This window comes from Streptomyces sp. NPDC090108, assembly GCF_044747185.1.
Taxonomy (GTDB): Bacteria; Actinomycetota; Actinomycetes; order Streptomycetales; family Streptomycetaceae; genus Streptomyces.
In genome coordinates, this window is the sequence record NZ_JBIVDQ010000001.1 from 244,399 (window position 1) to 269,180 (window position 24,782).

Below are 24,782 nucleotides of genomic sequence, written 5' to 3' on the forward strand. Positions count from 1 at the left end.
TTTGGGGGGCTCTGGTTCTGGTGCGCCCCCCCGGCCCACCCCACCCCCCCACTAAAATTTTGGTGGGGGGGGGGGGGCGCGGGGGGGGGGGGGGGGGGCCCCCCCCCGGGGGGCCCCCCCCCCCCCACGGGCGCGGCGGTCACGCCTCGTCGTTCACCCACGACATCAGCTTGCGCAGCTGCTTGCCGGTGGTCTCCAGCAGGTGCTCGGAGTCCTGGTCCTTGTACTCGTTGTACTTCTTCAGACCGCCGTGGTACTCGTCCATCCAGTTCTGGGCGAAGGTGCCGTCCTGGATCTCGGCGAGGACCTTCTTCATCTCGGCCTTGGTGGCGTCGGTGATGATCCGCGGGCCGGTGACGTAGTCGCCCCACTCGGCGGTCTCGGAGATGGACCAGCGCATCTTCTCCAGGCCGCCCTCGTACATGAGGTCGACGATCAGCTTCAGCTCGTGCAGGCACTCGAAGTAGGCGATCTCCGGCTGGTAGCCGGCCTCGGTCAGGGTCTCGAAGCCCGCCTTGACCAGAGCCGCGGTGCCACCGCACAGGACGGCCTGCTCACCGAACAGGTCGGTCTCGGTCTCCTCGGTGAAGGTCGTCTTGATGACACCGGCACGGGTGCCGCCGATGGCCTTGGCGTACGACAGGGCCAGCGCGAAGGCCTTGCCCGAGGCGTCCTGCTCGACGGCCGCGATGCAGGGGACGCCGCGGCCCTCCTCGTACTGGCGGCGCACCAGGTGGCCCGGGCCCTTGGGCGCGACCATGCAGACGTCCACGCCGGCCGGGGGCTTGATGAAGCCGAAGCGGATGTTGAAACCGTGGCCGAAGAACAGCGCGTCGCCGTCCTTCAGGTTCGGGGCGATCGACTCCTCGTAGACCTTCGCCTGGACCGGGTCCGGGGTGAGGATCATGATGACGTCGGCCTCGGCGGCGGCCTCGGCCGGAGTGACCACACGCAGGCCCTGCTCCTCGGCCTTCGCCTTGGACTTGGAGCCCTCGGGCAGACCGACGCGGACGTCGGCACCCGAGTCCCGCAGCGACAGGGCGTGGGCGTGGCCCTGGCTGCCGTAGCCGATGACCGCGACCTTGCGGCCCTGGATGATGGACAGGTCTGCGTCGGCGTCGTAGAACAGCTCGGCCACTTTGGGTTCTCTCCTTGGTGTGCAGATGTTGCGTCCCACCGTATTGCGGTGGGGGGAGGGGAAGTCCTGGGGTCTCGGCATCCGGCCGGCGGGTGCTGACCCGGCCGGCCGGACGCCGCTCATGCGGACCGGTCGAGCGCGCGCAGCGAACGGTCGGTGATCGAGCGGGCGCCGCGTCCGATGGCGATCGTGCCGGACTGGACGAGCTCCTTGATGCCGAAGGGTTCGAGCATCTTGAGCATGGCGGACAGCTTGTCGCCGGATCCGGTGGCCTCGATGGTGACCGCCTCCGGGGAGACGTCCACGGTCTTCGCGCGGAACAGCTTGACGATCTCCACGATCTGGGAGCGGGTCTCGTTGTCGGCGCGCACCTTCACCAGAACGAGTTCGCGCTGAACGGCCTGACCCGGTTCCAGTTCGACGATCTTCAGCACGTTGACGAGCTTGTTGAGCTGCTTGGTCACCTGCTCCAGCGGCAGGTCCTCGACGCCGACCACGATGGTGATGCGGGAGATGTCGGGGTGTTCGGTGACGCCGACCGCGAGCGAGTCGATGTTGAAGCCGCGGCGGGAGAACAGGGCGGCGATGCGGGCGAGGATGCCCGGGGTGTTCTCCACCAGGACGGAGAGCGTGTGCTTGGACATGATCGGGGTGCTCTTCCTTGCCTGTCGGGGTCAGTCGTCTTCGTTGTCGCCGAAGTCGGGGCGGACGTCCCGGGCGGCCATGATCTCGTCGTTGGAGGTGCCGGCGGCGACCATCGGCCACACCATCGCGTCCTCGTGGACGATGAAGTCCACGACGACGGGACGGTCGTTGATGGAGTTCGCCTCCTCGATGACCTTGTCCAGGTCCTCCGGGCGCTCGCAGCGCAGGCCGACGCAGCCCATCGCCTCGGACAGCTTCACGAAGTCCGGCACGCGCGTGCCCCTGGCCTCCGGGTTGGCCTCGTCCGGGCCGGAGTGCAGCACGGTGTTGGAGTAGCGCTGGTTGTAGAACAGGGTCTGCCACTGGCGGACCATCCCGAGGGCGCCGTTGTTGATGATGGCGACCTTGATCGGGATGTTGTTCAGGGCGCAGGTGGTGAGCTCCTGATTGGTCATCTGGAAGCAGCCGTCGCCGTCGATCGCCCACACCGTGCGGTCCGGCCGGCCGGCCTTGGCGCCCATCGCGGCGGGCACCGCGTAGCCCATGGTCCCGGCGCCGCCGGAGTTCAGCCAGGTCGCGGGCCTGTCGTACTGGATGAAGTGCGCGGCCCACATCTGGTGCTGGCCGACGCCCGCCGCGAAGACCGTGCCCTCGGGGGCGAGCTGTCCGATGCGCTCGATGACCGCTTGCGGGGCGAGCGAGCCGTTTCCGGGCTGGTCGTAGCCGAGCGGGTAGGTGTCGCGCCAGCGGTTCAGGTCGCTCCACCAGGCGGTGTAGTCACCCTTGGAGCCCTCGCTGTGCTCCTTCTGCACGGCCTGGACCAGGTCGGCGATGACCTCACGGGCGTCCCCGACGATCGGCACGTCGGCCTCGCGGTTCTTGCCGATCTCGGCCGGGTCGATGTCGGCGTGGACGATCTTGGCGTACGGGGCGAAGCTGTCCAGCCGGCCGGTGACGCGGTCGTCGAAGCGGGCGCCGAGGGCGACGATCAGGTCGGCCTTCTGCAGCGCGGTGACGGCGGTGACCGCGCCGTGCATGCCGGGCATGCCCACGTGCTGCGGGTGGCTGTCGGGGAACGCGCCGAGCGCCATCAGGGTGGTGGTGACGGGCGCCCCGGTCAGCTCGGCGAGCACCTTCAGCTCGGCGGTGGCGCCGGCCTTGAGGACGCCGCCGCCGACGTAGAGGACGGGCCGCTTGGCGGCGGTGATCAGCTTGGCGGCCTCGCGGATCTGCTTGGCGTGCGGCTTGGTCACCGGGCGGTAGCCGGGCAGGTCCATGACCGGCGGCCAGGAGAAGGTGGTCCGCGCCTGGAGGGCGTCCTTGGCGATGTCGACCAGCACCGGGCCGGGGCGGCCGGTGGAGGCGATGTGGAAGGCCTCCGCGATGACCCGGGGGATGTCCTCGGCCTTGGTGACGAGGAAGTTGTGCTTGGTGACCGGCATCGTGATGCCCACGATGTCGGCCTCCTGGAAGGCGTCGGTGCCGATCGCCTTGGAGGCGACCTGACCGGTGATCGCGACCAGCGGCACCGAGTCCATGTGCGCGTCGGCGATCGGCGTGACCAGGTTGGTCGCGCCCGGTCCCGAGGTGGCCATGCAGACGCCGACCTTGCCGGTGGCCTGCGCGTAGCCGGTGGCCGCGTGACCGGCTCCCTGCTCGTGGCGGACCAGCACGTGACGCACCCGGGTGGAGTCCATCAGCGGGTCGTACGCCGGGAGGATCGCGCCGCCGGGGATGCCGAATACCGTCTCAGCGCCGACCTCCTCGAGGGAGCGGATCAGGGACTGCGCACCCGTCACGTGCTCGACGGACGCGGACTGCTGTCCTCCGGGTCGGGGCCGCGGCTGCGGATGGTGGGCCCCGGTGGCCTGCTCGGTCATCGGCATTCTCTTCTCGATGCTGAGGGTTTTTGCGAGGTCTGGACGGTGATGTAACAAAATCTGAGCGGGTGCCGAACTCCCCGGGAGGGGTGCTCATGCAACAAAAAACCCCTCGTGCCGCAAGGCAAGCGAGGGGAGCGCGTCGGTGAGGTCGCTGGGGTTTCCGGATCGTCGCCCGGTGGGCCCCAGTTCAGCCGACGCGCTGTCCAAGTACGAGAATTCGGGTGCGCATGGAACTGACCCTCCTCCCGGCACACACCACGTGTCAAGTGGGTGGGACGGGAGTCTCATCATGTGAGCGAGGAACGCGTCCACCTCAGAAGACGGTGGACACGTCCTTCGCGCACACCCTCGCACCCGTGTTCATGCGGCCTTCACCTCCGGGGCGCCACGGGCGGTGTCGTGGCCACGATCGTGCCCACGCCCTCGGGCCGGCGCCCTCCGCCTCCCTCGGTGTCCCCGGAGCGCACGGCCGCCCACGCGCCTTCGGCGGCACGCCCCTGCGCCGCCCGACCGCCGCCCGCGAAGGCCGGTTCGGCCGGTGCGTGCGGCAGCGGGCAGTGGCCGGTGGCGAGCGCGCGGCGCAGCCGGTACTCGTCCACCGGGCCCGCGAACGCCATGCCCTGTCCGTGGGTGCAGCCCATCTCGCGCAGCGCGACGACCTGCTCCGGCAGGTCCACGCCCTCCGCGACCGACTGGAGGCCGAGGTCGCCGGCGATGCGCAGCAGCCCGCTGGTGATCTTGTGCAGCCGCGGCGACTCCACGACTCCCTCGACCAGGCTGCGGTCGAGCCTGAGGATGTCCACGGGCAGCCGCCGCAGGGCCGTGATGGCCGCGTAGCCACTGCCGAAGCCGTCGAGCGCGATCCGCACCCCGAGCCCGCTGAGCGCGGTAAGCCTGCGCTCCAGCTCGTCCAGGGAGATCCGCGGGTCGGTGTCGGTCAGCTCCACGACGAGCGCCCCCGCCGGCAGCCCGTGCCGGTTCAGCAGCGCCTCGACCGAGCCGAGCGGCAGGGAACGGTCCAGCAGCCGCCGGGCGCTCATCCGCACGGACACCGGGACGAGGAGTCCGCTCGCGGCACGCTCGGCGGCCTGTTCCACGGCTTCCTGGAGGATCCAGCGCTCCAGTTCCGCGGTCTTGTCCCCGTCCTCCGCGACCCGCAGGAACTCGGCCGGGGTGAACAGCACGCCCTGGGAGGAGCGCCAGCGCGCGTGCGCGGAGACCGAGGTGATCCGGCCGTCCTCCAGGCACACCACCGGCTGGTGGAGCAGTGCGAACTCGCCGTCGTGCAGCGCGGCCCGCAGCCGGGTGGCCAGCTCGGCCTTGCGTACGACGTCCTGCTGCATCTGCGGCCGGTACAGCTCGACGCGTCCCTTGCCGCCGGCCTTCGCCCGGTACATGGCGAGGTCGGCGTTGCGCAGGAGTTCGCCCGCGCCGAGACCGGCCTCGGCGAAGGCGACCCCGATGGAGGCGTTGACCCGGACATCGTTGCCGCCGATGGCGTAGGGCTGGGAGAGGGTCAGCCTGAGGCGGTCGGCCAGCTCCAGGATGTTCCGCTCCCGGGCGGCACGGTCCCGGGTGCCGTCCCCGGCGATCAGGGCCGCGAACTCGTCGCCGCCCAGCCGGGAGGCGGTGTCCCCCTGCCGGACCGCGTCCTGGAGCCTGCGGGCGGCCTGGATCAGGAGTTCGTCGCCGGCCTGGTGGCCGATGGTGTCGTTGACGGCCTTGAAGCCGTCCAGGTCGATGAAGAGCACGGCGGTGCCGCGCAGGGCGGCTCCCCGGTCTCCCGCGCGGCGCCCGGACAATGCCTGCTGGACGCGCCGGGTGAACAGCCCCCGGTTGGGCAGGTCGGTGAGCACGTCGTGTTCGGCGTTGTGCTGCAGCTGGGCCTGGAGACGCACCCGCTCGGTCACGTCCCGGCTGTTGAAGATGAGGCCGCCGTGATGCCGGTTGACGGTGGACTCGACGTTGAGCCAGCCGCCCGCCCCGGAGCGGAAGCGGCACTCGATGCGGGTGGTGGGTTCCTCGGGCGGGCTGGCGGCGAGGAAGCGCCGCACCTCGTGCACCACGCAGCCCAGGTCCTCCGGATGGATCAGATGGGCCAGTTCGGTGCCGACCAGTTCCTCGGCGGCCCGTCCGTAGACCCCGGCCGCGGCCGGGGAGACGTACCGGAGGATGCCGTTGGGCGCGGCGATCATGATGACGTCGCTGGAGCCCTGCACCAGCGAGCGGAAGTGGTTCTCCTTCTGTGCCAGTTCCTGGGTGAGGGTGATGTTGTCCAGCAGCATGATCCCCTGCCGGATGACGAGCGCCAGGACCACCGCGCCCGCGGTGATCAGCACCACGTGGTCGGGCCGCCGGCCGTTGAGGACGTTGTACAGGATGCCCAGGGTGCACACGGCCGCGGCGAGGTACGGGGTGAGCGCCGCGAGGGAGCCGGTCAGCGGCCGCCCGGCCGGGTACCGCCCGTGGTCGCCGCCCGGCACGGACGCGGTGCCTTGCGCGGCCCCGGGTGCTTGCGCGGACGTGGAGCCCGGCGCGAGGGGTGTGCCGCGCTGTCCCGGCACGTGCTCGTGGACCACGCGCGTGTGCCCGTCCGGTGCCTGCCGCCCGCCGTCCCGTGCGCCGTGGCGGCGCGGGGCGGCCCACGGGGCGTACGCAAGCAGCAGCGAACCGGCGAACCAGCCCGCGTCCAGCAGCTGTCCGGAGCGGTAACTGCTGTGCAGCAGCGGCGAGGTGAACAGCGCGTCGCACATCACGGTGAGGGCGAGCGCGCCGATCGCGGTGTTCACCGCGGTGCGGTTGCCCGGGCTGCGCCGGAAGTGCAGCGCGAGCACCATGCTGACGAGCGCGATGTCGAGCAGCGGGTACGCCAGCGACAGCGCGGTGTGCGCCACGCTCGGCCCGTCGAAGCGGGCCGCCTGGGCGAGCGCGAGGCTCCAGGACAGGGTGAGCAGCGAGCCGCCGATCAGCCAGGCGTCCAGGGCGAGACAGATCCATCCGGCGCGGTTCGCGGGCCGTTTGGCGAGGACCAGCAGGCCCACGATGGCGGGCGGCGCGAAGCACAGGAAGAACAGGTCCGCGTAGCTGGGGCTGGGCACGTCGCGGCCCAGCACGACCTCGTACCATCCCCAGACCGCGTTGCCGAGGGCCGCCATCGCCGAGGACAGCGCGAACAGCAGCCAGGCCGGGCGGAACCGGACGCGGGCGCTGCGGGCGTAGAGGAAGCAGGAGACGGCGGCGGTGCCGGCGGCGGCGCTCAGGCCGAAGTCACCCATGAACAGCGCGACTTGGGGCGATCCCCAGTCGAGCGCGGATCCGATGCCGTAGGCCGCGCAGAGCACGGCGATGGCGAGCTGCTGGACCAGACGCGAGGCGTCACCGCCGCCGCGCGGGCGGGGCGGCGGGTCACCCTGCGGGTGCGGCGCGCGCGAGGGTCCGTCGAGGGTCGTCGTCAGCGACGGCGGGGCGTTCACCGGGGCCTCCCGGTCCGCGCCGTCCCCGGGTCCCGCTGGTCCTGGTGCGTGCGCCTCCTGCGCTCGCCCGGCCTGCGGTGATGACTCTGCTGACTGTGCTGGGTGGCATGGCGGCCGCGTCTGCGCGCGACCGTCCGCCAGGGTCGCCGCCGGCGGCTCCGCCGCGTCGGATCGTTCGTCCATAGGCCGTGCATCGCCCGTCGCCCCCCTCACCAATCTGACTGTCCATCCCCGGCGCCGAACGGTCGGCGGCGCAGCCCCTGTCGGGACGATACACCAGTATCGTCACTCAGGGACATAGCTTCTCTACGCTCCGTGACGACCAGCGGGGATGCGGAAACCCCCCGCATCCGGAGGATCGCGGAGTGTGCCGTACGGGAGTTCCCCGCCCCGGCCGAGCCGGCGGCGGGGGTGCGTCACGCCCCCGTGGTGAGGATCACGTTCCGCAGGGGCTCCTGGTTCACGAACCGGTGCAACTGGTCCACGAGCAACCGCTCGGCGCGCGGCAGGAAGGCCGAAGTGGGGCCGCCCACATGCGGGGTGAGGAGCACGCCGGGCGCGTGCCAAAGCGGGTGCCCGGGCGGCAGCGGCTCGGGGTCCACCACGTCCAGGGCGGCGGTGATGCGGCCGCTCTCCAGCTCGGTGAGCAGCGCCTTCGTGTCGACCACCGCGCCGCGGGCGACGTTGACGAGCAGCGCCCCGTCCTTCATGCGGCCGAGGAACCCGGCGTCGGCCAGGCCCCGGGTCTCGTCGGTGAGGGGCGTGGAGAGGATCACGACGTCGGCGTCGGGGAGCAGTGCGGGCAGATCGGTGAACGGGTGCACGGGCCCGCGCACCGTGGTGCGCGCGGAGCGCGCCACGCGCGCCACCCGCGCGAGCTCGAAGGGGGCGAGCCGGTCCTCGATGGCGGCGCCGATGGCGCCGTAGCCGACGATGAGCACGGACCGGTCGGCGAGCGCGGGCCGGAACCCGCTCCGCCAGCGCTCCTCCTGCTGGTTCCGGACGAACTGCGGGATGCCGCGCAGGGAGGCGAGGGTCAGGGCGAGCGCCAGCTCGGCCGTGCTCGCCTCGTGCACACCGCGCGCGTTGCACAGCCGTACGCCGGGCACGATGGAGGAGAGGGCGGCGGTGATGTCGTCCACGCCGGCCGTGAGCGTCTGGATCACCTGGAGGCGGGTCAGCAGCTCCAGGGGGCGCACCTTGACGGGCCACCGCTTCATGTACGGCACCACGTACATGACGCAGTCCGCCGGGTCGCCGGGGAACTCCTCGGCGCCGTCCCAGAACAGGTACCGGAGCCCGTCGGGAAGTCCCTCGATCTCCTCCGGCGGAAGGGGAAGCCATACGTCAGCAGTCATGGCAGGGAGGCTATGTCAGGGGCGGCTGAGCACAGAGGTTAGGTTGGGGGCCCGGAGAGGGAGGTTCACGAGCACGTGGAGCGCAGGACGATCGGCGCGGGGGCGCTCGCGGTGGGGGCCGTCGGACTCGGGTGCATGCCCATGAGCTGGGCGTACAGCACCTCGCGGCAGCGGGGGGACGACTCGCTCAGAGCGGTGCACCGGGCGCTGGACCTCGGTTCGGACCTGCTGGACACGGCGGACATGTACGGCCCGTTCACCAACGAGCTGCTGCTCGGGCGGGTGTTGAGGGAGCGGCGCGCGGACGCCTTCGTGTCGACGAAGGCGGGGCTGCTGGTGGGTGAGCAGCACGTCGTGGCCAACGGCCGCCCCGGCTATGTGAAACGGGCCTGCGACGCCTCGCTGCGGCGCCTGCAGACCGACGTGATCGATCTCTACCAGCTGCACCGCGCCGACCCCGAGGTCCCCGTCGAGGAGACGTGGGGCGCGATGGCCGACCTGGTGCGGGCCGGGAAGGTACGGGCGCTGGGCCTGTGCGCGGTGGGCGCGCGCGCCGCACGCCGCTCCGGGGCCGGGACCCACGACCTGACCTTGCGTCAGCTCCGGCGGGTGCAGCAGGTCTTCCCGGTGAGCGCGGTGCAGGCGGAGCTGTCGGTGTGGTCGCCGGAGGCGCTCGGGCAGTTGCTGCCGTGGTGCGAGGCGCGAGGCGTGGGATTCCTGGCGGCGATGCCGCTGGGCAGCGGCTTCCTGACCGGGACGCTGACGCCGGGGAGCGGTTTCGAGCCGGACGACGTGCGGGCCCGCCATCCGCGGTTCACGGCCGAGACGATGGCGGCGAACCAGCCGATCGTCGCCGGGCTGCGCCGCGTCGCCCGCCGGCACGGGGAGCGTGTCACCCCGGCGCAGGTGGCGCTGGCGTGGGTGCTGGCCCAGGGCCGTGGGGTGGTCGCGCTGCCGGGGACGAAGCGGGCGCGCTGGGCCGAGGAGAACGCGGGGGCGGCCGCGCTGCGGCTGACGGCGGAGGATCTGGCGGAGGTGTCCCGGCTGCCGGCCGCGCGCGACTCCTGGGACTGAAACGATTCCGCATGAGGTCGGCGCGGATCGGGAACCCGGGCGGCGTGAGCGGTGTATGAGAAGGGGAAGCCGTCTTCGGGTACCGCCGCTGCGAAGGGACCGTGATCGTGCGAGGCCGAACCGTACGGGCCGTGCTGGCCACCGCCACCGCGCTCCTGCTGGCGGGCTGCTCCTCCGGCGGGGGCGGAGGCGGCGGGGGGTTCCCGCCCGCCGTCGGGCGGACGACACCGGGCGGGACGGCCGCGGGCTCCTCCCCCGGCGCGTCCCCCGCGGAGACGGCCGCGGCGGCCAGGGGCTCGGCGACCGTGCTGCGCACCGTGGCCGAGGGACTCAGGACCCCGTGGGGGCTGGCCCGGCTGCCGGGCGGTGACCTGCTCGTCTCCTCGCGCGACGACGGCACGATCACCCGGATCGACACGAGGACCGGCGGGAAGACGGTGCTGGGCGCGGTCTCCGGGGTCTCCCCGGCGGGCGAGGGCGGCCTGCTGGGCATCGCCCTGTCCCCCGACTACGCCTCGGACCACCTGGTGTACGCCTACTTCACCTCGGCCTCGGACAACCGCATCGTGCGTATGCGCTACGACGAGCGGAAACCGGCCGGTGAGCAACTGGGCGCCCCCGACACGGTGTTCAAGGGCATCCCCAAGGGCTTCATCCACAACGGCGGCCGGATCGCGTTCGGCCCGGACGGGATGCTGTACGCGGGCACCGGCGAGAGCGGGCAGCGCGGCCTCGCCCAGGACCGCAGGTCGCTCGGCGGCAAGATCCTCAGGCTGACCCCGGAGGGCGAGCCCGCTCCGGGCGACCCGTTCCCCGGCTCGCCGGTGTACTCGTACGGCCACCGCAATGTGCAGGGCCTGGCCTGGGACTCCCGGCAGCGCCTGTTCGCCTCGGAGTTCGGCCAGGACACCTGGGACGAGCTGAACGCGATCGTGCCGGGCGGCGACTACGGGTGGCCGACCGCCGAGGGGACCTCCCCGGGCTCCCGCTTCCGCGATCCGCTGGCCCAGTGGCACACCGACGACGCCTCGCCCAGCGGCATCGCCTATGTGAACGGCGTGATCTGGATGGCCGGCCTCAAGGGCGAGCGGCTGTGGCGCGTCCCGCTGAAGGGAACGGCCGCCGCCGCTGCCCCCGAGTCCTTCCTCGCCGGACGGTACGGCCGTCTGCGCACCGTCCTGCCCGCGGGCGGCGACAGGCTGTGGCTGGTGACGAGCAACACGGACGGCCGGGGCGATCCGGCGAAGGGCGACGACAGGGTGCTGGAACTGCGGGTGCGGTGAGCGGCCCCGCTCCTCGGTACGGCGCCGCTCCCGCGTCCGGCGGGGGGCAGTTCGGGGGCGGTGAGGTGATGGCGGCGCCCGCGGGGTCCGGCGGCGGGTGTCAGCCCGCTGCCAGGCGGTCCGGGCCGCCGGGCGGGAAGAGCCCGAGCCGGTGTGCGACGGCGGCCGCCTCCCCCCTTCCCGACACACCGAGTTTCGCGAGGATGTTGGAGACGTGGACGCTCGCCGTCTTCGGCGAGATGAACAGCTCCTCGGCTATCTGGCGGTTGGTGCGGCCGGCCGAGACCAGACGCAGCACGTCCCGCTCGCGGCTGGTGAGCCCGAGGGACCCCGCCGGACCGGCCGGGGCGAGCTCCTGCCGCGGGGCGCGGGTCAGGCGGCCGCGCTGGGCCAGGCCGGTGACGGCGTCGGCGAGCGGGCGGGCGCCGAGGTGGCCGGCGACCGCGCCGGCCAGTCCCAGGAGTTCCGCGGCCCGGTCGCGCTCGTCCTCGCCGGCGCCCTCGGCCAGCAGCGCGGCGGCGAGGCGGTACCGCACACGTGCGAGGTCGTAGGGGCGCTCCAGGCATTCGAAGGCGCCGGTCACGGACGACCAGGTGGCGGCGGTGTCACGGCCCTCGGCCCGCAGCAGTTCGGCGCGGGCCCACTCTTCGTGGGCCCGCCAGAGGGGGACACCGGTGGTGAGGGTGCGGACGGCCTCGGAGAGGCGGGCGAGGGCCGCGGCGCGACCGGGCCCGGCGGCGGGCAGCGTGCGGGCGTCGGCCTCGGCGGTGGCGGCGGCCCGCAGCAGCGGCCAGGCGTAGCGGTGGGTGCCGGCCGGGAATCCCGCGTCCAGGGCGGCGGCCAGTTCGGTGCGGACGTCGAGGATGCGGCCCTCCTCGGCGGCGAGGCCGAGGGCCACCCGGGCCAGGGGCAGCGATTGCTGGGGCATCGGGTCGTGGGTGCCGTAGCCGGCGTGGGCGGCCTCCAGCCGGCGGGCCGACTCCGCGAGGTCGCCGCGGCCCAGGGCGATGTGGGCCAGGCGCAGTGCGCCGGAGCCCCGGGTCCGGGCGCTGTGGCCGGTACCGGTCGCACGCGTCGCGGCCTCGGCGGCGTCCGTCCAGCGGCCGAGCGCGTACAGCACCTCGGCGAGATTGCCCCACACCCATGCCTCGGGTTCGAGGAGCCCGAAGCGGCGGGTGAAGGCGAGCCCTTCGCGCAGCACGGGCTCGGCCTCCCGGTCACGGCCCACGGACTGGAGCTCGGAGGGGAGGTTCACATAGGCGCGCCCGGTGACCTGGGTGACGCCCTCCGCCAGGGCGTCCGCCGTGACCCGCCGCAGCTCCGCGAGCCCGGCCTCGACGTCCCCCGAGTCGACCATGAGGCAGCCCAGGGTGAGCCGGGCGTGCAGTTCGATCGGGCGGGCGCCGACCATGCGGGCGTACTCCACGGCCCGCTCCGCGTCGGCGAGGGCCCCGGGGCCGGGGCGGTGCAGCATGGACCAGTTGGCGGAGATCGCCAGCACCTCGGCGTGCACCTCGCTCGGCGGCAGGCCGCGCACCAGTTCCTGGGCGGTGGCCAGTTCGCTCCATCCGTCGCCGCGGGCCTGCGCCTGCACCACCCGTGAGCGCTGCACCCAGAACCAGGCGGCGCGCAGAGGGTCGGGGTCGTCCTCCAGGAGCCGCAGCGCCCGCTTGATGATCTTCAGTGCGCGTTCGCGCTCCCCGCCGAAGCGGCCCGCGACCGCGGCCTCCGCCATCAGGTCCAGGTAGCGCAGCGGGGTGGTGGCCGGATCGCAGCCGCACGGCGGATAGACCTCGGCGTGGTCGACCGGGCGCAGGGCGGAGCGGACGTCCTCGGGCGCGCCGTCCCACAGCTCCATCGCCCGCTCCAGCAGCCGGAGCTGCTCGGTGTAGGCGTGCCGGCGGCGGGCCACGACGGCGGCGTCCAGGACGGCGGGCAGCGCCTTGGCCGGGTCGTGGGCGTGGTACCAGTAGCTGGCCAGGCGCATCACGCGGGCGTCGGCGGCGACGAGCGCGGGGTCGGCCTCGACGGCCTCGGCGTAGCGGCGGTTGAGCCGGGAGCGTTCGCCGGGCAGCAGGTCGTCGGCGACGGCCTCGCGGACCAGGGAGTGGCGGAAGCGGTAGCCGCCGCCGTCGGGGGTCGCGGTGAGGAGGTTGGCGCCGACGGCGGCGCGGAGCGCCTCGATGAGGTCGTCCTCGGGGAGCCGGGCGACGGCGGCGATCAGCGGGTGCTCCACCGTCGAGCCGCCCTCGGCGACGATCCGGGCGACCTGCTGGGCGCTCTCGGGCAGCGCCTCGACCCGGACCAGGAGCAGATCGCGCAGGGAGTCGGTCAGTCCGGTGCGGCAGCCCTCGCCGGCGGCGACGGCGAGTTCCTCCACGAAGAAGGCGTTGCCGTCGGAGCGGGCGAAGAACTCGTCGATCTGGGCGGGGTCGGGTTCGGCGGCGAGGATGCCGGCGACCTGGCGGCCGACCTCCTCGCGGGTGAAACGGGCGAGTTCGACACGCCGGACGGTGCGCATCCGGTCGAGTTCGGCGAGCAGCGGGCGCAGCGGATGGCGGCGGTGGATGTCGTCGGACCGGTAGGTGGCGAGGACGACGAGGCGGCCCGAGCGCAGGGTGCGGAAGAGGTGGGCGAGGAGGTGGCGGGTGGAGGCGTCGGCCCAGTGCAGGTCCTCCAGGACGAGGACGACCGTGTGCTCGGACGCGGTCCGCTCCAGCAGCCGGGCGGTGAGTTCGAAGAGACGGGCCGTGCCCTGTTCGTCGTGGCGGCTGCTGCGGGCCTCGCCCAGCTCGGGCAGCAGCCGGGCCAGTTCGTCCTCCTGTCCGGCCGCGGCGGCGGCGAACGGCTCGGGCAGCGCGTCGCGCAGGGCGCGCAGCGCGCCGGAGAAGGGGGCGAAGGGCAGTCCGTCGGCGCCGATCTCCACGCAGCCGCCCACGGCGACGACGGCGCCCCGACGGGCGGCGGCCGCGCCGAACTCCTCCACGAGGCGGGTCTTGCCGACCCCCGCCTCGCCGCCGAGCAGCAGCGCCTGCGGTTCTCCGGCGGTGCCGGGAGCCCGGGAGGTGCCCTCGCCGGCGGCGCGGGCGAGCGCGTCGTTCAGGACGGACAACTCGTCGGCGCGGCCGACGAACACGGGACTGACGGACCTGGTCTCCACGGGCCAGAGCATCGCACGAGGCCGGGACGGCAGGGCACCTGTTTTCCACAGGTCCGGTGCGATGGTCATACCGATGCCCGCGTGAGCCGGACCGGCCGGGACGGGAGTCCCGCCGGGGATACGCCGGTGCGGGCGAGAGCCGTCCGGCTGGGCGCCGGCACCGTGCGCGCGGAGCCGGGACGCGCGCCGGTGGGGGCCGCGGGCGGGCGCGGCTGCGGGGGCCCGGCGGGTCCCCGGGGCGGCCGGTGGGCCGGCCCGGGGACCGCGGGGCACGCCGGGCCGGCGTTCACGCGCTGCGCGCCGGCCGGCTCCGGACCGCGCGCCCGGTATGCGGGCCGGCGTCGCGGCCTGCTTCCGGGCCGGCCTCCGGGCCGCCCCGCCGGGCCGCGGCCTCCGCGCGGCGGGTGGCGCGGCCGGCGCGGACGACCTCGCGGGCGAGGCGCTCCTGCTGGGCGGCGCGGCGCAGTTCGGCGGTGTGGAATCGCTGGAGCTCGAACTCGTGCATGGTGTGTCCTTCGGGAGAGAGGGAGTCGTGCGTCGCTTTCCGCGATGCCTTCACTCTCGTCGCCGAGGGGGTCCGCCCACATCGGGAGAGTTCCGTATTCCGGGGCCGCCGCCGTGCGCGGGGGCACGCGTAAGGGGCCTCAGGAGGCCCGCGACACGGTCGCGGACTCCCTAAGGCCCCTGTGCGGTGAGTGTCTCCTCAGCCCGCGGACGGGAGGGCGAAAAGCACGCCGGTGTACTTCAGGACGGCCAGGAGCAGGCCGATGACACCGAGCGAGACGCCCGCCCAGGCGACCGAACGGATCCAGGCGGCCTGGGGGCGGCCGGGGGCGCCGAACGCGGGCCGGACGAGCACGACCACGCCGGTGATCAGCGCGGCCAGCGCGAACAGGCCCGCCCACAGCGCGGTGGCCTGCCAGGAGTCGCCGTAGACCGCCTTGATCTGCTCGGCGACGCCCGCGGCGGAGGAGGTGCGCAGCTGGCCGACGAGCTGCTGGCGGGCGCCGGCGATCGTGCCGACCCAGCCGCCGCTGAGCGAGACCAGACCGAGCGCGGCCGAGACGACGGCAGCCGCGCCCAGGCCGGCCCCGGAAGCCTTCTCACCGGGCTCGGCGGCCTCCTCGTCGAGGTCGGCGTCGGCGTCGACATCGGCGTCCGGGGCGTTCTCGGCGGCCTCGGACCCGCCGGCCGCCGGGGTCCCGGCGGGCTCGGCGGCCTCGCGGGGCTCCTCAGGCGTCTCCGCCTTCAGCGGCGCGCGCTCCGCGTCCCGCTTCTCCTCCGTCTGCTGCGTCCCCTCGTCGTCGGTCGGGATGACGTCGTCTGTCTTCGTAGCCATGCCCGGCACCGTACGGACGCTGTCTGAGAAGTTTCTTAATGATCGTCAGCCGGCGTCCTCGGCGGCACGCGCGCGTGCCTCCCGCCACTCCGGGGCGAGCACGGCCCAGATCTCCGTGGAGGTGCGCACACCGCGGTGGGGGTAGTTCTCCCGGAGCACGCCTTCCCGGGTCATCCCCAGACGCCGGGCCACGTTGATGCTGGGTTCGTTGGCGGACGACACATGCCATTCCACCCGGTGCATGCCGCGCTCCTCGAAGGCCCAGTCCAGCAGCGTGACCAGGCCGCGCGTGACGAGTCCGCGCCCGGCGGCGGCCGGCTCCAGCCAGCAGCCGGCCTCGCACACCCCGCTCGCACTGTCCCACACCCGGAAGAGCAGTCCGCCGACGAGCTTCCCGTCCAGCCGGATCCCGTGCAGGCTGCCGGTGTCGGTGGCGCGCTTGTCGGCGTACGACTTCAGATAGGCGCGGGCGGCGTCCAGATCGGACACCACGTCGGGCAGTGCGACGTGCCGGCCGATGAACTCACGTCCCCGGTCGATGTTGGCGAGGAGTTCCTCGGCGTGCCAGACCTCCAGGGGCCGCAGTTCGGCGCCGTCTCCCAGGGATGTCGCGTACATCGTCGTGTTGTTCCTTCCTCGGTTTCCCGCCCGTCCGTCCGGGCCCCCCTCTCCGATAGCGTCTTTCCTGCTCCGGACAGGTGGGCGGGCGAGCGAGAGGGATGTCGTGCGGGTTCAGATACGTGGGCGCGGTACCGGTCGGTGGGTCGTGTCCGGGGTGATCGTGTTCGGCGCGCTGTTCCTCGCCATCGGCCTGGCCCTGGCGGGCGGCAGCGTCTCGTTCCTGTCGGAGGCGAAGCGCGCACCGGGCACGGTGGTCGGGATGGACTGGCGGAGCGGCAGCAGCGGTCAGCACGGTGTCGGGCGACGGACGCACAGCGGCCCGACGGCGCACCCGGTGGTCGCGTTCACGGCGGCGGACGGGGTCCGGCGGACGTTCACCGGTTCCGTGGGTTCCAAGCCGCCGGCCTACGACGAGGGCGAGCGGGTCGAGGTGCTCTACCGCCCCGGCTCCCCCGAGGACGCGCGGATCGACAGCTTCGTGTCGCTGTGGCTGCTGCCGCTGGTCTTCGGCGGGATCGGGCTGGTGATCACCGGCGTCGGTACGGCCGTCGCGGTGGTGATGCGCCGGCAGCGGGCCGGCGCGGGGATCTCCGCGCCCGCCAAGACGTCGGTCCTCAAGACCACCACGGGGTCTTGAGGACCGACATCACGCGGGACCGGACGCGCGGAGGGATCAGCCCTCGCTGACGCCCAGCTTCTCCAGGATCAGTTCCTTGACGCGGGCCGCGTCGGCCTGACCGCGGGTGGCCTTCATGACCGCGCCGACCAGGGCACCGGCCGCGGCCACCTTGCCACTGCGGATCTTGTCCGCGATGCCCGGGTTGCCGGCGATGGCCTCGTCGACGGCCGTGCCGAGCGCGGAGTCGTCGGAGACGACCTTGAGCCCGCGCTTGTCGACGACCTCGTCCGGGGTGCCTTCGCCCGCGAGGACGCCCTCGATGACCTGGCGGGCCAGCTTGTCGTTGAGGTCGCCCTTCACGACGAGCTCGGTGACCCGGGCGACCTGCTGGGGCGTGATGGCCAGCTCGTCCAGGGACGTGCCGGACTCGTTGGCGCTGCGCGCCAGCTCGCCCATCCACCACTTGCGGGCGGAGGCCGCGTCGGCGCCAGCGTCGATCGTGGCGACGATCAGGTCCAGCGCGCCGGCGTTGAGGATCGACTGCATGTCGGTGGCCGAGATGCCCCAGTCCGCCAGCAGGCGGGTGCGGCGGGCCAGCGGCATCTCCGGCAGCGCGGCGCGGATCTCCTCGACCCACTCGCGCGACGGCGCCACGGGGACGAGGTCGGGCTCCGGGAAGTACCGGTAGTCCTCGGCCTCCTCCTTCACGCGGCCCGAGGTCGTGGACCCCGTGTCCTCGTGGAAGTGGCGGGTCTCCTGGATAATCGTGCCGCCCGAGTTCAGCACCGCGGCGTGGCGCATGATCTCGAAGCGGGCCGCACGCTCCACCGAGCGCAGCGAGTTCACGTTCTTCGTCTCGGAGCGCGTGCCGAACTTCTCGCGGCCGTGCGGGCGCAGCGACAGGTTCACGTCGCAGCGCATCTGGCCCATCTCCATGCGGGCCTCGGACACGCCGAGGGCACGGATGACCTCACGCAGCTCACGGACGTAGGCGCGCGCGACCTCGGGGGCTCGCTCGCCGGCGCCCTCGATGGGCTTGGTGACGATCTCGATGAGCGGGATGCCGGCGCGGTTGTAGTCCAGCAGGGAGTGGGACGCGCCGTGGATACGGCCGGTGGCGCCGCCGACGTGCGTCGACTTGCCGGTGTCCTCCTCCATGTGGGCGCGCTCGATCTCGACGCGGAAGGTCTCCCCGTCCTCCAGCTGTACGTCGAGGTAGCCGTCGAAGGCGATCGGCTCGTCGTACTGGGAGGTCTGGAAGTTCTTCGGCATGTCCGGATAGAAGTAGTTCTTCCGGGCGAAGCGGCACCATTCGGCGATCTCGCAGTTCAGCGCGAGGCCGATCTTGATCGCGGACTCGACGCCGGTCGCGTTGACGACCGGGAGCGCGCCGGGCATGCCGAGGCAGACCGGGCAGGTCTGCGAGTTGGCGTCGGCGCCGAGCGACGTCGAGCAGCCGCAGAACATCTTGGTCTTGGTGCCGAGTTCGACATGGACCTCAAGGCCCATGACGGGGTCGTACGACGCCAGCGCGTCCTCGTACGACACCAGGTCGGTCGTGGTGGTCACGGTGAAACTTCCCTCTCAGCCCAGCAGGACGTCGTCGTCGCCGAGCCGCTTCAGCTCGCGATAGAGGATCGCGAGGCCGGTGGCGACGGCGACGGCGGACACGGCGGCGTCGAACAGGCGCAGGTTGTCCTGCTCGGCACGGGCCTTCTTGATCTGCTTGGCGACACCGATCGCGCCGAACGCGGTGGTGGCCATGGACAGGTACGTACCGGACTTGGACTTCTTGAAGCCCTTGGCCTTCGACAGTGCACTACTCACAGCGACGGAGCCTCCTCCAGCAGCGGGTGCCCCCACTTTTCCACGAAGGCGGCCTCGACGGCGGCACCGACCTTGTACAGCCGGTCGTCCTGCATCGCCGGAGCGATGATCTGCAGGCCCACCGGGAGGTTGTCCTCCGGGGCGAGGCCGCAGGGCAGGGACATGGCCGCGTTGCCCGCCAGGTTGGTCGGGATGGTGCACAGGTCGGCGAGGTACATCGCCATCGGGTCGTCGGCGCGCTCGCCGATCGCGAAGGCGGTGGTCGGGGTCGTCGGGGAGACGATCACGTCGACCTGCTCGAAGGCCTTCTCGAAGTCCCGCGTGATGAGCGTGCGGACCTTCTGCGCGGAGCCGTAGTAGGCGTCGTAGTAGCCGCTGGAGAGGGCGTACGTGCCGAGCATGATGCGGCGCTTGACCTCGTCGCCGAATCCCGCCTCACGGGTGAGGGAGGTGACCTCTTCGGCCGAGTGCGTGCCGTCGTCGCCGGTCCGCAGGCCGTAGCGCAGGCCGTCGAAGCGGGCGAGGTTGGAGGAGCACTCGGACGGCGCGATCAGGTAGTACGCCGACAGGGCCAGGTCGAAGGACGGGCAGTCCAGCTCGACGATCTCCGCGCCCAGCTCCTTCAGCAGCTCGACGGACTCGTCGAAGCGCTGGATGACGCCGGCCTGGTAGCCCTCGCCGCGGAACTGCTTGACGACACCGACGCGCATGCCGGCGACGCTGCCGTTGCGGGCGGCCTCGACGACCGGCGGGACGGGGGCGTCGATGGAGGTGGAGTCCATCGGGTCGTGCCCGGCGATGACCTCGTGCAGCAGGGCCGCGTCCAGGACCGTGCGGGCGCAGGGGCCGCCCTGGTCCAGGGAGGACGAGAAGGCCACCATGCCGTAGCGCGAGACCGAGCCGTAGGTCGGCTTGACGCCGACCGTGCCGGTGACGGCGGCCGGCTGGCGGATGGAGCCGCCGGTGTCGGTGCCGATGGCGAGCGGGGCCTCGAAGGAGGCGAGCGCGGCGGAGGAGCCGCCGCCGGAGCCGCCGGGGATCTTGGTGAGGTCCCAGGGGTTGCCGGTCGGGCCGTAGGCGCTGTTCTCGGTGGAGGACCCCATGGCGAACTCGTCCATGTTGGTCTTGCCGAGGATGACGACGTCGGCGTCCTTCAGACGCTTGGTGAGCGTCGCGTCGTACGGCGGGATCCAGCCTTCGAGGATCTTGGAGCCGACCGTGGTCGGGATGCCCTCGGTGGTGAAGATGTCCTTGAGCGCGAGCGGGACGCCGGCCAGCGGGCCGAGCTTCTCGCCCCGCGCGCGCTTCTCGTCCACGGCGCGGGCCTGGGCGAGGGCGCCCTCACGGTCGACGTGCAGGAAGGCGTGCACCTTCTCGTCCACGGCGTCGATCCGGGCGAGGTGGGCCTCGGTGACCTCGACGGCCGTCAGCTCGCCGGAGGCGATCCTGTCGGCGATCTCGGCGGCCGTGAGCTTGATGATGTCGGTCATGACTTCTTAGTCCTCCCCCAGGATCTGCGGCACCTTGAAACGCTGCTGCTCCTGGGCGGGGGCGCCGGAGAGCGCCTGCGCGGGGGTGAGCGAGGGACGGACCTCGTCCGCCCGCATGACGTTCGTCAGCGGGAGCGGGTGAGAGGTCGGCGGTACGTCTTGGTCAGCGACCTCACTGACGCGGGCGACCGCGCCGATGATGTCGTCGAGCTGGCCGGCGAAGTGGTCGAGTTCTTCGGGCTTGAGCTCCAGACGCGCCAGCCGGGCGAGGTGGGCGACCTCCTCGCGCGTGATGCCAGGCATGCAGCGATCCTCTGGGGTGAGTGTGTGTGGTTTGGGGCCAATCCTATGGGGCGGGGCGCGGTGACCGTGCAACGGTTTATCCCGGGGCCGCCCCGAGAGGGGTACGGCCCCGGGACGCGGCCCGCGCCCGGACCGGGACACGGCCCCTGCCGTCACCCCCGGCGGTTCTCCCAGGCCTTGCTGCCGAGGAAGTGGTTGTCGTACCGCTCCTGGACCTCCAGCAGGCTCTCCGGGGTGAGCTCGCCCAGGCGGATGCGCTGCAGATGGCGGAAGTACTCGAAGCGCTCGACGCCCGGGGCGATGACGATCAGCAGGTCGGCCGGGGCGCCGGGGGCGGCGGCGAACGCGTGCGGCCGGTCCGGCGGGACGATGATCAGGTCGCCGCGCTCGGCGGTGACGACCTCGTCGCCGGAGAGGACCTCCGCGGCGCCGTCGAGCAGGTAGAACATCTCGGCGGAGTGGTGGTGCACGTGCGGGTGGGCGCCGTCGGCGCCCTCCGCGAGGGTGACCCGCACGGTGGACAGGGCGCCGCCGCTGGCGCTGCTGTCGGCGAGCAGCCGGACGGTGGTGGGCGCTGCGCCGATCACCTCGGCCTCGGCGTCCCGGACGAGCACGGTGTCATCGAACTTCGGCACGAACAGCGACATCTTCCTACCCCCTGGTGTGACGACGTGCTGGTGTGGACGGCCGCCGGCGCGGGCGGCCCCGGTCCGCTCAGACGGCGAAGAGCAGTCCGGCACTGATCAGGACGACGAGCGCGGTGGCGAAGTGGATCCCGAAGGCGACGGCCTTCGCGCCGCCGTGGCGCAGGACTATCAGCGTGTCCCCCAGCGGGACAAGGGCCACGCAGAGCATGAACCAGGCCTCGGCGCCCGTTCCGGCGAAGGCGAGCAGGGCCAGACCGACCACTCCGAGGGTGCCGTCCCGCAGGCCCTTGACGGTGAGGTAGGCCCCGGCGTCACCGTCCGCGCGGGCCGGGACGCCGTATCCGGCGGCGGCGGGCACGGGCTGGAACAGGAAGCGGTAGCCGAGGAACACGCAGAACAGATCGAGCACGACGGCGAGGGTGATGGCGGTGACGGTCATGATCTTCTCTCCCCATTCGCTAGCAATGCTAGGCACTGAAGCGAAGCTAGCAGAGCATGGAAAGAAACACTAGCGGTGCTAGAATCATTTTCATGTCGATCCAGACGCGCCGGGAGCGCGAACGAGCGGAACGCGAGCGGCTGATCGTCACGGCCGCGCGGGAGCTGGCCGAGACGGAGGGCTGGGACGCGGTGACCACGCGCCGGCTGGCCGCCGAGATCGAGTACAGCCAGCCGGTCCTCTACAGCCACTTCAAGGGCAAGGTCGCGATCATGGCCGCCGTCGCGGTCGAGGGCTGCGCCGAGCTGGCGGCGGAGCTGCGGCGGGCACGCGCGGGAGCACGGGGCGCGCGGGAGGAACTGGCGGCGGTCGGTGAGACCTACACGGCCTTCGCCCGGCTCAGGCCCGCCCTGTACGACGCGATGTTCACCCACGGGGTGGATCTGCCGTTCGCCACGCCCGAGGCCCCGGCGCCGCTGCACGAGGCGTTCGGCGAGCTGCGCGCCGCGGTCGAACCGATCGCGGCGGAGGGGGACGACGTGGGCCTGCTCACGGAGACCTACTGGGCGAGCCTGCACGGGCTGGTCACGCTGATGCGCAGCGGCCGCCTGCCCGAGGAGGCCCACGCGGCCCGCCTCGCGCTCCTGACGGACCATTTCACGGCCGGCGCCGCCTGAGCGGACGGGGGCGGCACGCCGGGCGGCACCGGGGCCGCTCCCCCGGACCGGCAGGCGCGGGCGGCCGCCGGCAGGCGCGGGCGGGGCGCCGGCAGGCGCGGGCGGGGCGCCGGACGACCCCGGCGGCGGACCGCGAGCGGCAGGCGACGGACGGCGCGCTGCGGGCTGCGGGCTGCGGGCTGCGCACTACGGAAGCCCGGCTCCAGAGGGCAGGACCCTGCGGCGGGCTCCCGAGGGCAGGCTCCAGAGGGCGGGCTCCGGACAGCGGGCTCCCGGGGGCGGGCTCCAGACAGCGGGCTCCCGGGGGCAGGCTCCGGACGGCAGGCTCCCGAAGACAGCCCCCGGACAGCGGGCTCCCGAGGACAGCCCCCGGACGGCGCGCTCCGGACAGCGGGCTTCGGGGGCTACTCCGCCGCCGGAAGGGCCGCGCGCGGGCGCTGCCAGCCGCGGGAGCCCCGCGCGCGCAGCCACGCCGTGGTCTCCTCGGGCGGCATCGCGGCGGCGACCAGCCAGCCCTGGACCGCGTCGCAGCCGAGGTCACGCAGCCGCTCCCAGGTCTCGTCGTCCTCGACGCCCTCGGCGACGACCACCAGCCCCAGCGAATGCGCGAGGTCGACCGTGCAGCGCACGATCTCCGCGTCCTCGTTGTCCACCGCGAGGCGCGCCACGAAGGAGCGGTCGATCTTCAGCTCGCTGACGGGCAGCCGGCGCAGATGCACCAGCGAGGAGTAGCCGGTGCCGAAGTCGTCGAGGGACATCTTGACGCCGTGTCCGGTCAGCCCGTTGAGCGTGTCGGCGGCGCGCTGCGGGTCCTCCAGCAGGACATGTTCGGTGATCTCCAGCTGGAGCGCCCCCGCGGGCACCCCGTGCCGCGCCAGCCGGGCCGCGACCGAGCCCGCGAAACCGGGCGAATGGACGTCACGCGGGGAGACGTTGACAGCCACCGGCACCCGCAGGCCCTGCGCCCGCCAGCGGGCCACCTGCGCGAGCGCGGTCTCCAGCACGTACTCCGTCAGATGGGGCATCAGCCCCGAGGACTCGGCTATCGCTATGAACTCGTCAGGAGGAACCTTCCCTCGCTCGGGATCGACCCAGCGCACCAGCGCCTCCAGGCCGGCCACCTGCCCGTCGAAGCGGACCTTCGGCTGGTAGTGCAGCTGCACCTCGTGCGCGTCGAGCGCCCGGCGCAGATCGCCCAGCAGGCCGAGCCGGTCGGGGGTGTTGGAGTCCCGCTTGGACTCGTAGACCTCCACCCCCGTGCGGTCGCGCTTCGCCTGGTACATCGCCACGTCCGCCCGCCGCAGCATCCCCTCGGCGTCCAGCGCGTGGTCGGGGAAGACGGCGACGCCCGCGCTGGCCTCCAGGACGAGGGTGAGGCCGTCCAGGTCGAGCGGGGAGCTGAGCTCCGTGACGAGCGCGCGGGCGACGCGGGTCGCGGACGTCGTGGAGTCGGCGACCGGCAGCAGCACGGCGAACTCGTCGCCACCGAGCCGCGCGGCCTCCGCCCCGCGCGGCAGGGCGAGCCGGAGCCGGTCCGCGATCTGCAACAGCAGCCTGTCCCCCGCGAGATGACCGAGGGTGTCGTTCACCGACCGGAAACGGTCGAGGTCGATCAGCATGAGTGCGGAACGCGCGCCGATGCGCTCCGCGTCGTCGAGGGCGGTCCAGATCCGCTCCAGCAGCCACTGCCGGTTGGGCAGTCCGGTCAGCGGGTCGCGCAGTTGCTCCTCGGCGCGCGCCCGGGCCATCCACAGGGCGGAGTCGAGCGCGATCAGCGGGACGGCGAACAGCGGGAGCAGCACGGGCCGCGCGACGGCGACCACGCACACCAGCGGCGCGATACCGGTCAGGGCGGCCGCGATGAGCCCCTGTCTGAGCAGGGCCGTGCGGGCGACCTTGGGCAGCGCGCCGTCGCGCGGGGCGTGCAGGTACCAGAGCAGACCCCGGCCGACGGCGAGATAGGCGGCGGCCGCGAGCACCACCGCGGGCGCGGCGCCGACGCCCCAGCTGTCGGGCCGCCAGGGCGACTCGACGCTCGGGAAACGGCCGAAGGCGCCGAGCACCAGGGCTCCGGCACCGATACCGAGGATGTCCGCTGCCCCGTGCAGCACGCCCTGGCGGCCGCGCTGGCGTCTGGCGACGCCGACCAGGACGACGACGGTCAGGCTGACCATGCCGGCCGGCACCCAGCCGTACAGCAGCAATACGGCGATGGTGAGGGCAGCGCCGGAGCCGGTGCCGCCCCACCAGCGGGCGCGGCCGAGCATCACGAGGTGGCCGACGATGACACCCGTCAGCAGGGCCATCGACCAGCCGACCGAGCCGGGCGGGAAGAGCGCGTGGCTCCCGGTGAAGGCCCGGCAGAAGCCGGCCGCCAGGACGATCGACGCGGCGGCCACGACGACCGCGGGGAGCGAGGGGCGGGGCAGGCGGCGTCCGGCGGCGGAGCCGGGGCTCCCCGGAAGGCCCGCGAGTCCAGGCAGGCCGGGCAGACCCGGCGTGGGAGTGAGGGACGGCGGGAGGTGCGCTTCGGTCGCGGTGCCCCGTGCGCCGGCGCGCCCGGCGCCGCGCCCGCTCCACCGGCTCGTCCGCCACGCGGCCGCACGGCGGCGCAGGCGCTGCCATGGGTCCGGGGCGGCGCTCTCGGTCGGTTCCATTCCCGTCCCTCTCACAGCCGGCGGTGCCCGCACCACGCGGCCCGATGCCCGGCAACCATCAGCGGCTCCGCGCTGGAAAGCCCCTCCCCGTGCCGTCCTGCGGGCACGGGGATGCCCCAGCCGTAGCTGGGCACGGCGGCGCACACCTC

20 protein-coding genes are annotated in these 24,782 nt (G+C 73.1%); 4 read left to right on the forward strand and 16 right to left on the reverse strand.

Features of this window, described 5'->3' with window-relative positions:
• Positions 1–139: 139 nt before the first annotated feature.
• The 5 genes from ilvC to ACIPRD_RS01070 all read right to left on the reverse strand — a co-directional run bounded on the left by ilvC (position 140) and on the right by ACIPRD_RS01070 (position 8,497).
• Positions 140–1,138, reverse strand: a complete 999-nt coding sequence (gene ilvC, locus ACIPRD_RS01050) for a ketol-acid reductoisomerase (RefSeq protein ID WP_356404037.1) — start codon at positions 1,136–1,138, stop codon at positions 140–142.
• A gap of 119 nt (positions 1,139–1,257) precedes the next feature.
• Positions 1,258–1,782: an acetolactate synthase small subunit gene (ilvN, locus tag ACIPRD_RS01055; RefSeq protein WP_330459972.1), complete on the reverse strand. Its 525-nt coding sequence runs from the start codon at positions 1,780–1,782 to the stop codon at positions 1,258–1,260.
• A 30-nt stretch (positions 1,783–1,812) separates the two neighbouring features.
• Entirely contained in the window at positions 1,813–3,663 is a 1,851-nt protein-coding gene (locus tag ACIPRD_RS01060) for an acetolactate synthase large subunit (protein WP_356404034.1), read from the reverse strand.
• A gap of 374 nt (positions 3,664–4,037) precedes the next feature.
• On the reverse strand, positions 4,038–7,139 hold the full coding sequence (locus ACIPRD_RS01065) for an EAL domain-containing protein (protein ID WP_356404032.1): 3,102 nt from the start codon (positions 7,137–7,139) through the stop codon (positions 4,038–4,040).
• A gap of 416 nt (positions 7,140–7,555) precedes the next feature.
• Positions 7,556–8,497, reverse strand: coding sequence for a 2-hydroxyacid dehydrogenase (locus ACIPRD_RS01070; protein WP_401558879.1), 942 nt, complete (start codon positions 8,495–8,497; stop codon positions 7,556–7,558).
• Between the two features lie 75 nt (positions 8,498–8,572).
• Here ACIPRD_RS01070 and ACIPRD_RS01075 point away from each other — a divergent pair, with 75 nt between their 5' ends.
• Positions 8,573–9,571, forward strand: a complete 999-nt coding sequence (locus ACIPRD_RS01075) for an aldo/keto reductase (RefSeq protein ID WP_356404028.1) — start codon at positions 8,573–8,575, stop codon at positions 9,569–9,571.
• Positions 9,572–9,672: 101 nt separating this feature from the next.
• Entirely contained in the window at positions 9,673–10,854 is a 1,182-nt protein-coding gene (locus tag ACIPRD_RS01080; RefSeq protein WP_401558882.1) for a PQQ-dependent sugar dehydrogenase, read from the forward strand.
• A gap of 100 nt (positions 10,855–10,954) precedes the next feature.
• On the opposite strand, the gene ACIPRD_RS01085 is transcribed toward ACIPRD_RS01080, so the two are convergent.
• The 4 genes from ACIPRD_RS01085 to ACIPRD_RS01100 all read right to left on the reverse strand — a co-directional run bounded on the left by ACIPRD_RS01085 (position 10,955) and on the right by ACIPRD_RS01100 (position 15,971).
• Positions 10,955–14,026 (reverse strand): AAA family ATPase, encoded by a 3,072-nt coding sequence (locus ACIPRD_RS01085; protein ID WP_401558885.1) that lies wholly within the window; start codon positions 14,024–14,026, stop codon positions 10,955–10,957.
• A 274-nt stretch (positions 14,027–14,300) separates the two neighbouring features.
• Positions 14,301–14,519 carry a hypothetical protein gene (locus tag ACIPRD_RS01090; RefSeq protein ID WP_356404024.1) on the reverse strand — a complete coding sequence of 73 codons (219 nt, stop codon included), beginning with the start codon at positions 14,517–14,519 and terminating at the stop codon, positions 14,301–14,303.
• Positions 14,520–14,717: 198 nt separating this feature from the next.
• Positions 14,718–15,353: a hypothetical protein gene (locus ACIPRD_RS01095; RefSeq protein ID WP_401558888.1), complete on the reverse strand. Its 636-nt coding sequence runs from the start codon at positions 15,351–15,353 to the stop codon at positions 14,718–14,720.
• 45 nt (positions 15,354–15,398) lie between these two features.
• Positions 15,399–15,971, reverse strand: a complete 573-nt coding sequence (locus tag ACIPRD_RS01100; protein ID WP_356404020.1) for a GNAT family protein — start codon at positions 15,969–15,971, stop codon at positions 15,399–15,401.
• Between the two features lie 148 nt (positions 15,972–16,119).
• Here ACIPRD_RS01100 and ACIPRD_RS01105 point away from each other — a divergent pair, with 148 nt between their 5' ends.
• On the forward strand, positions 16,120–16,611 hold the full coding sequence (locus ACIPRD_RS01105) for a DUF3592 domain-containing protein (protein WP_401558891.1): 492 nt from the start codon (positions 16,120–16,122) through the stop codon (positions 16,609–16,611).
• Positions 16,612–16,647: 36 nt separating this feature from the next.
• On the opposite strand, the gene gatB is transcribed toward ACIPRD_RS01105, so the two are convergent.
• From gatB to ACIPRD_RS01135, 6 genes are all read right to left on the reverse strand, one after another.
• The gene (gene gatB / locus ACIPRD_RS01110) at positions 16,648–18,162 is read right to left on the reverse strand and encodes an Asp-tRNA(Asn)/Glu-tRNA(Gln) amidotransferase subunit GatB (protein WP_356404016.1); all 1,515 of its coding nucleotides are present in this window, start codon (positions 18,160–18,162) and stop codon (positions 16,648–16,650) included.
• 15 nt (positions 18,163–18,177) lie between these two features.
• A complete protein-coding gene (locus ACIPRD_RS01115; protein ID WP_356404014.1) occupies positions 18,178–18,420 on the reverse strand; it encodes a hypothetical protein in 243 nt (80 codons plus the stop codon).
• Positions 18,417–19,910 (reverse strand): Asp-tRNA(Asn)/Glu-tRNA(Gln) amidotransferase subunit GatA, encoded by a 1,494-nt coding sequence (gene gatA, locus ACIPRD_RS01120; protein WP_356404012.1) that lies wholly within the window; start codon positions 19,908–19,910, stop codon positions 18,417–18,419. Before gatA ends, ACIPRD_RS01115 begins: the two co-directional genes overlap by 4 nt.
• A gap of 6 nt (positions 19,911–19,916) precedes the next feature.
• A complete protein-coding gene (gene gatC, locus ACIPRD_RS01125) occupies positions 19,917–20,213 on the reverse strand; it encodes an Asp-tRNA(Asn)/Glu-tRNA(Gln) amidotransferase subunit GatC (RefSeq protein ID WP_018544665.1) in 297 nt (98 codons plus the stop codon).
• Positions 20,214–20,365: 152 nt separating this feature from the next.
• Positions 20,366–20,860 carry a cupin domain-containing protein gene (locus tag ACIPRD_RS01130; RefSeq protein WP_356404009.1) on the reverse strand — a complete coding sequence of 165 codons (495 nt, stop codon included), beginning with the start codon at positions 20,858–20,860 and terminating at the stop codon, positions 20,366–20,368.
• 67 nt (positions 20,861–20,927) lie between these two features.
• Entirely contained in the window at positions 20,928–21,299 is a 372-nt protein-coding gene (locus tag ACIPRD_RS01135; RefSeq protein WP_401559986.1) for a DUF4267 domain-containing protein, read from the reverse strand.
• A gap of 92 nt (positions 21,300–21,391) precedes the next feature.
• Between ACIPRD_RS01135 and ACIPRD_RS01140 the strand changes: the two genes are divergently transcribed.
• Positions 21,392–21,976: a TetR/AcrR family transcriptional regulator gene (locus ACIPRD_RS01140; RefSeq protein ID WP_356404007.1), complete on the forward strand. Its 585-nt coding sequence runs from the start codon at positions 21,392–21,394 to the stop codon at positions 21,974–21,976.
• A 404-nt stretch (positions 21,977–22,380) separates the two neighbouring features.
• Here the strand turns inward: ACIPRD_RS01140 and ACIPRD_RS01145 are convergent, their stop codons facing one another.
• Positions 22,381–24,633 carry a putative bifunctional diguanylate cyclase/phosphodiesterase gene (locus tag ACIPRD_RS01145; RefSeq protein ID WP_401558897.1) on the reverse strand — a complete coding sequence of 751 codons (2,253 nt, stop codon included), beginning with the start codon at positions 24,631–24,633 and terminating at the stop codon, positions 22,381–22,383.
• Between the last annotated feature and the right edge of the window lie 149 nt (positions 24,634–24,782).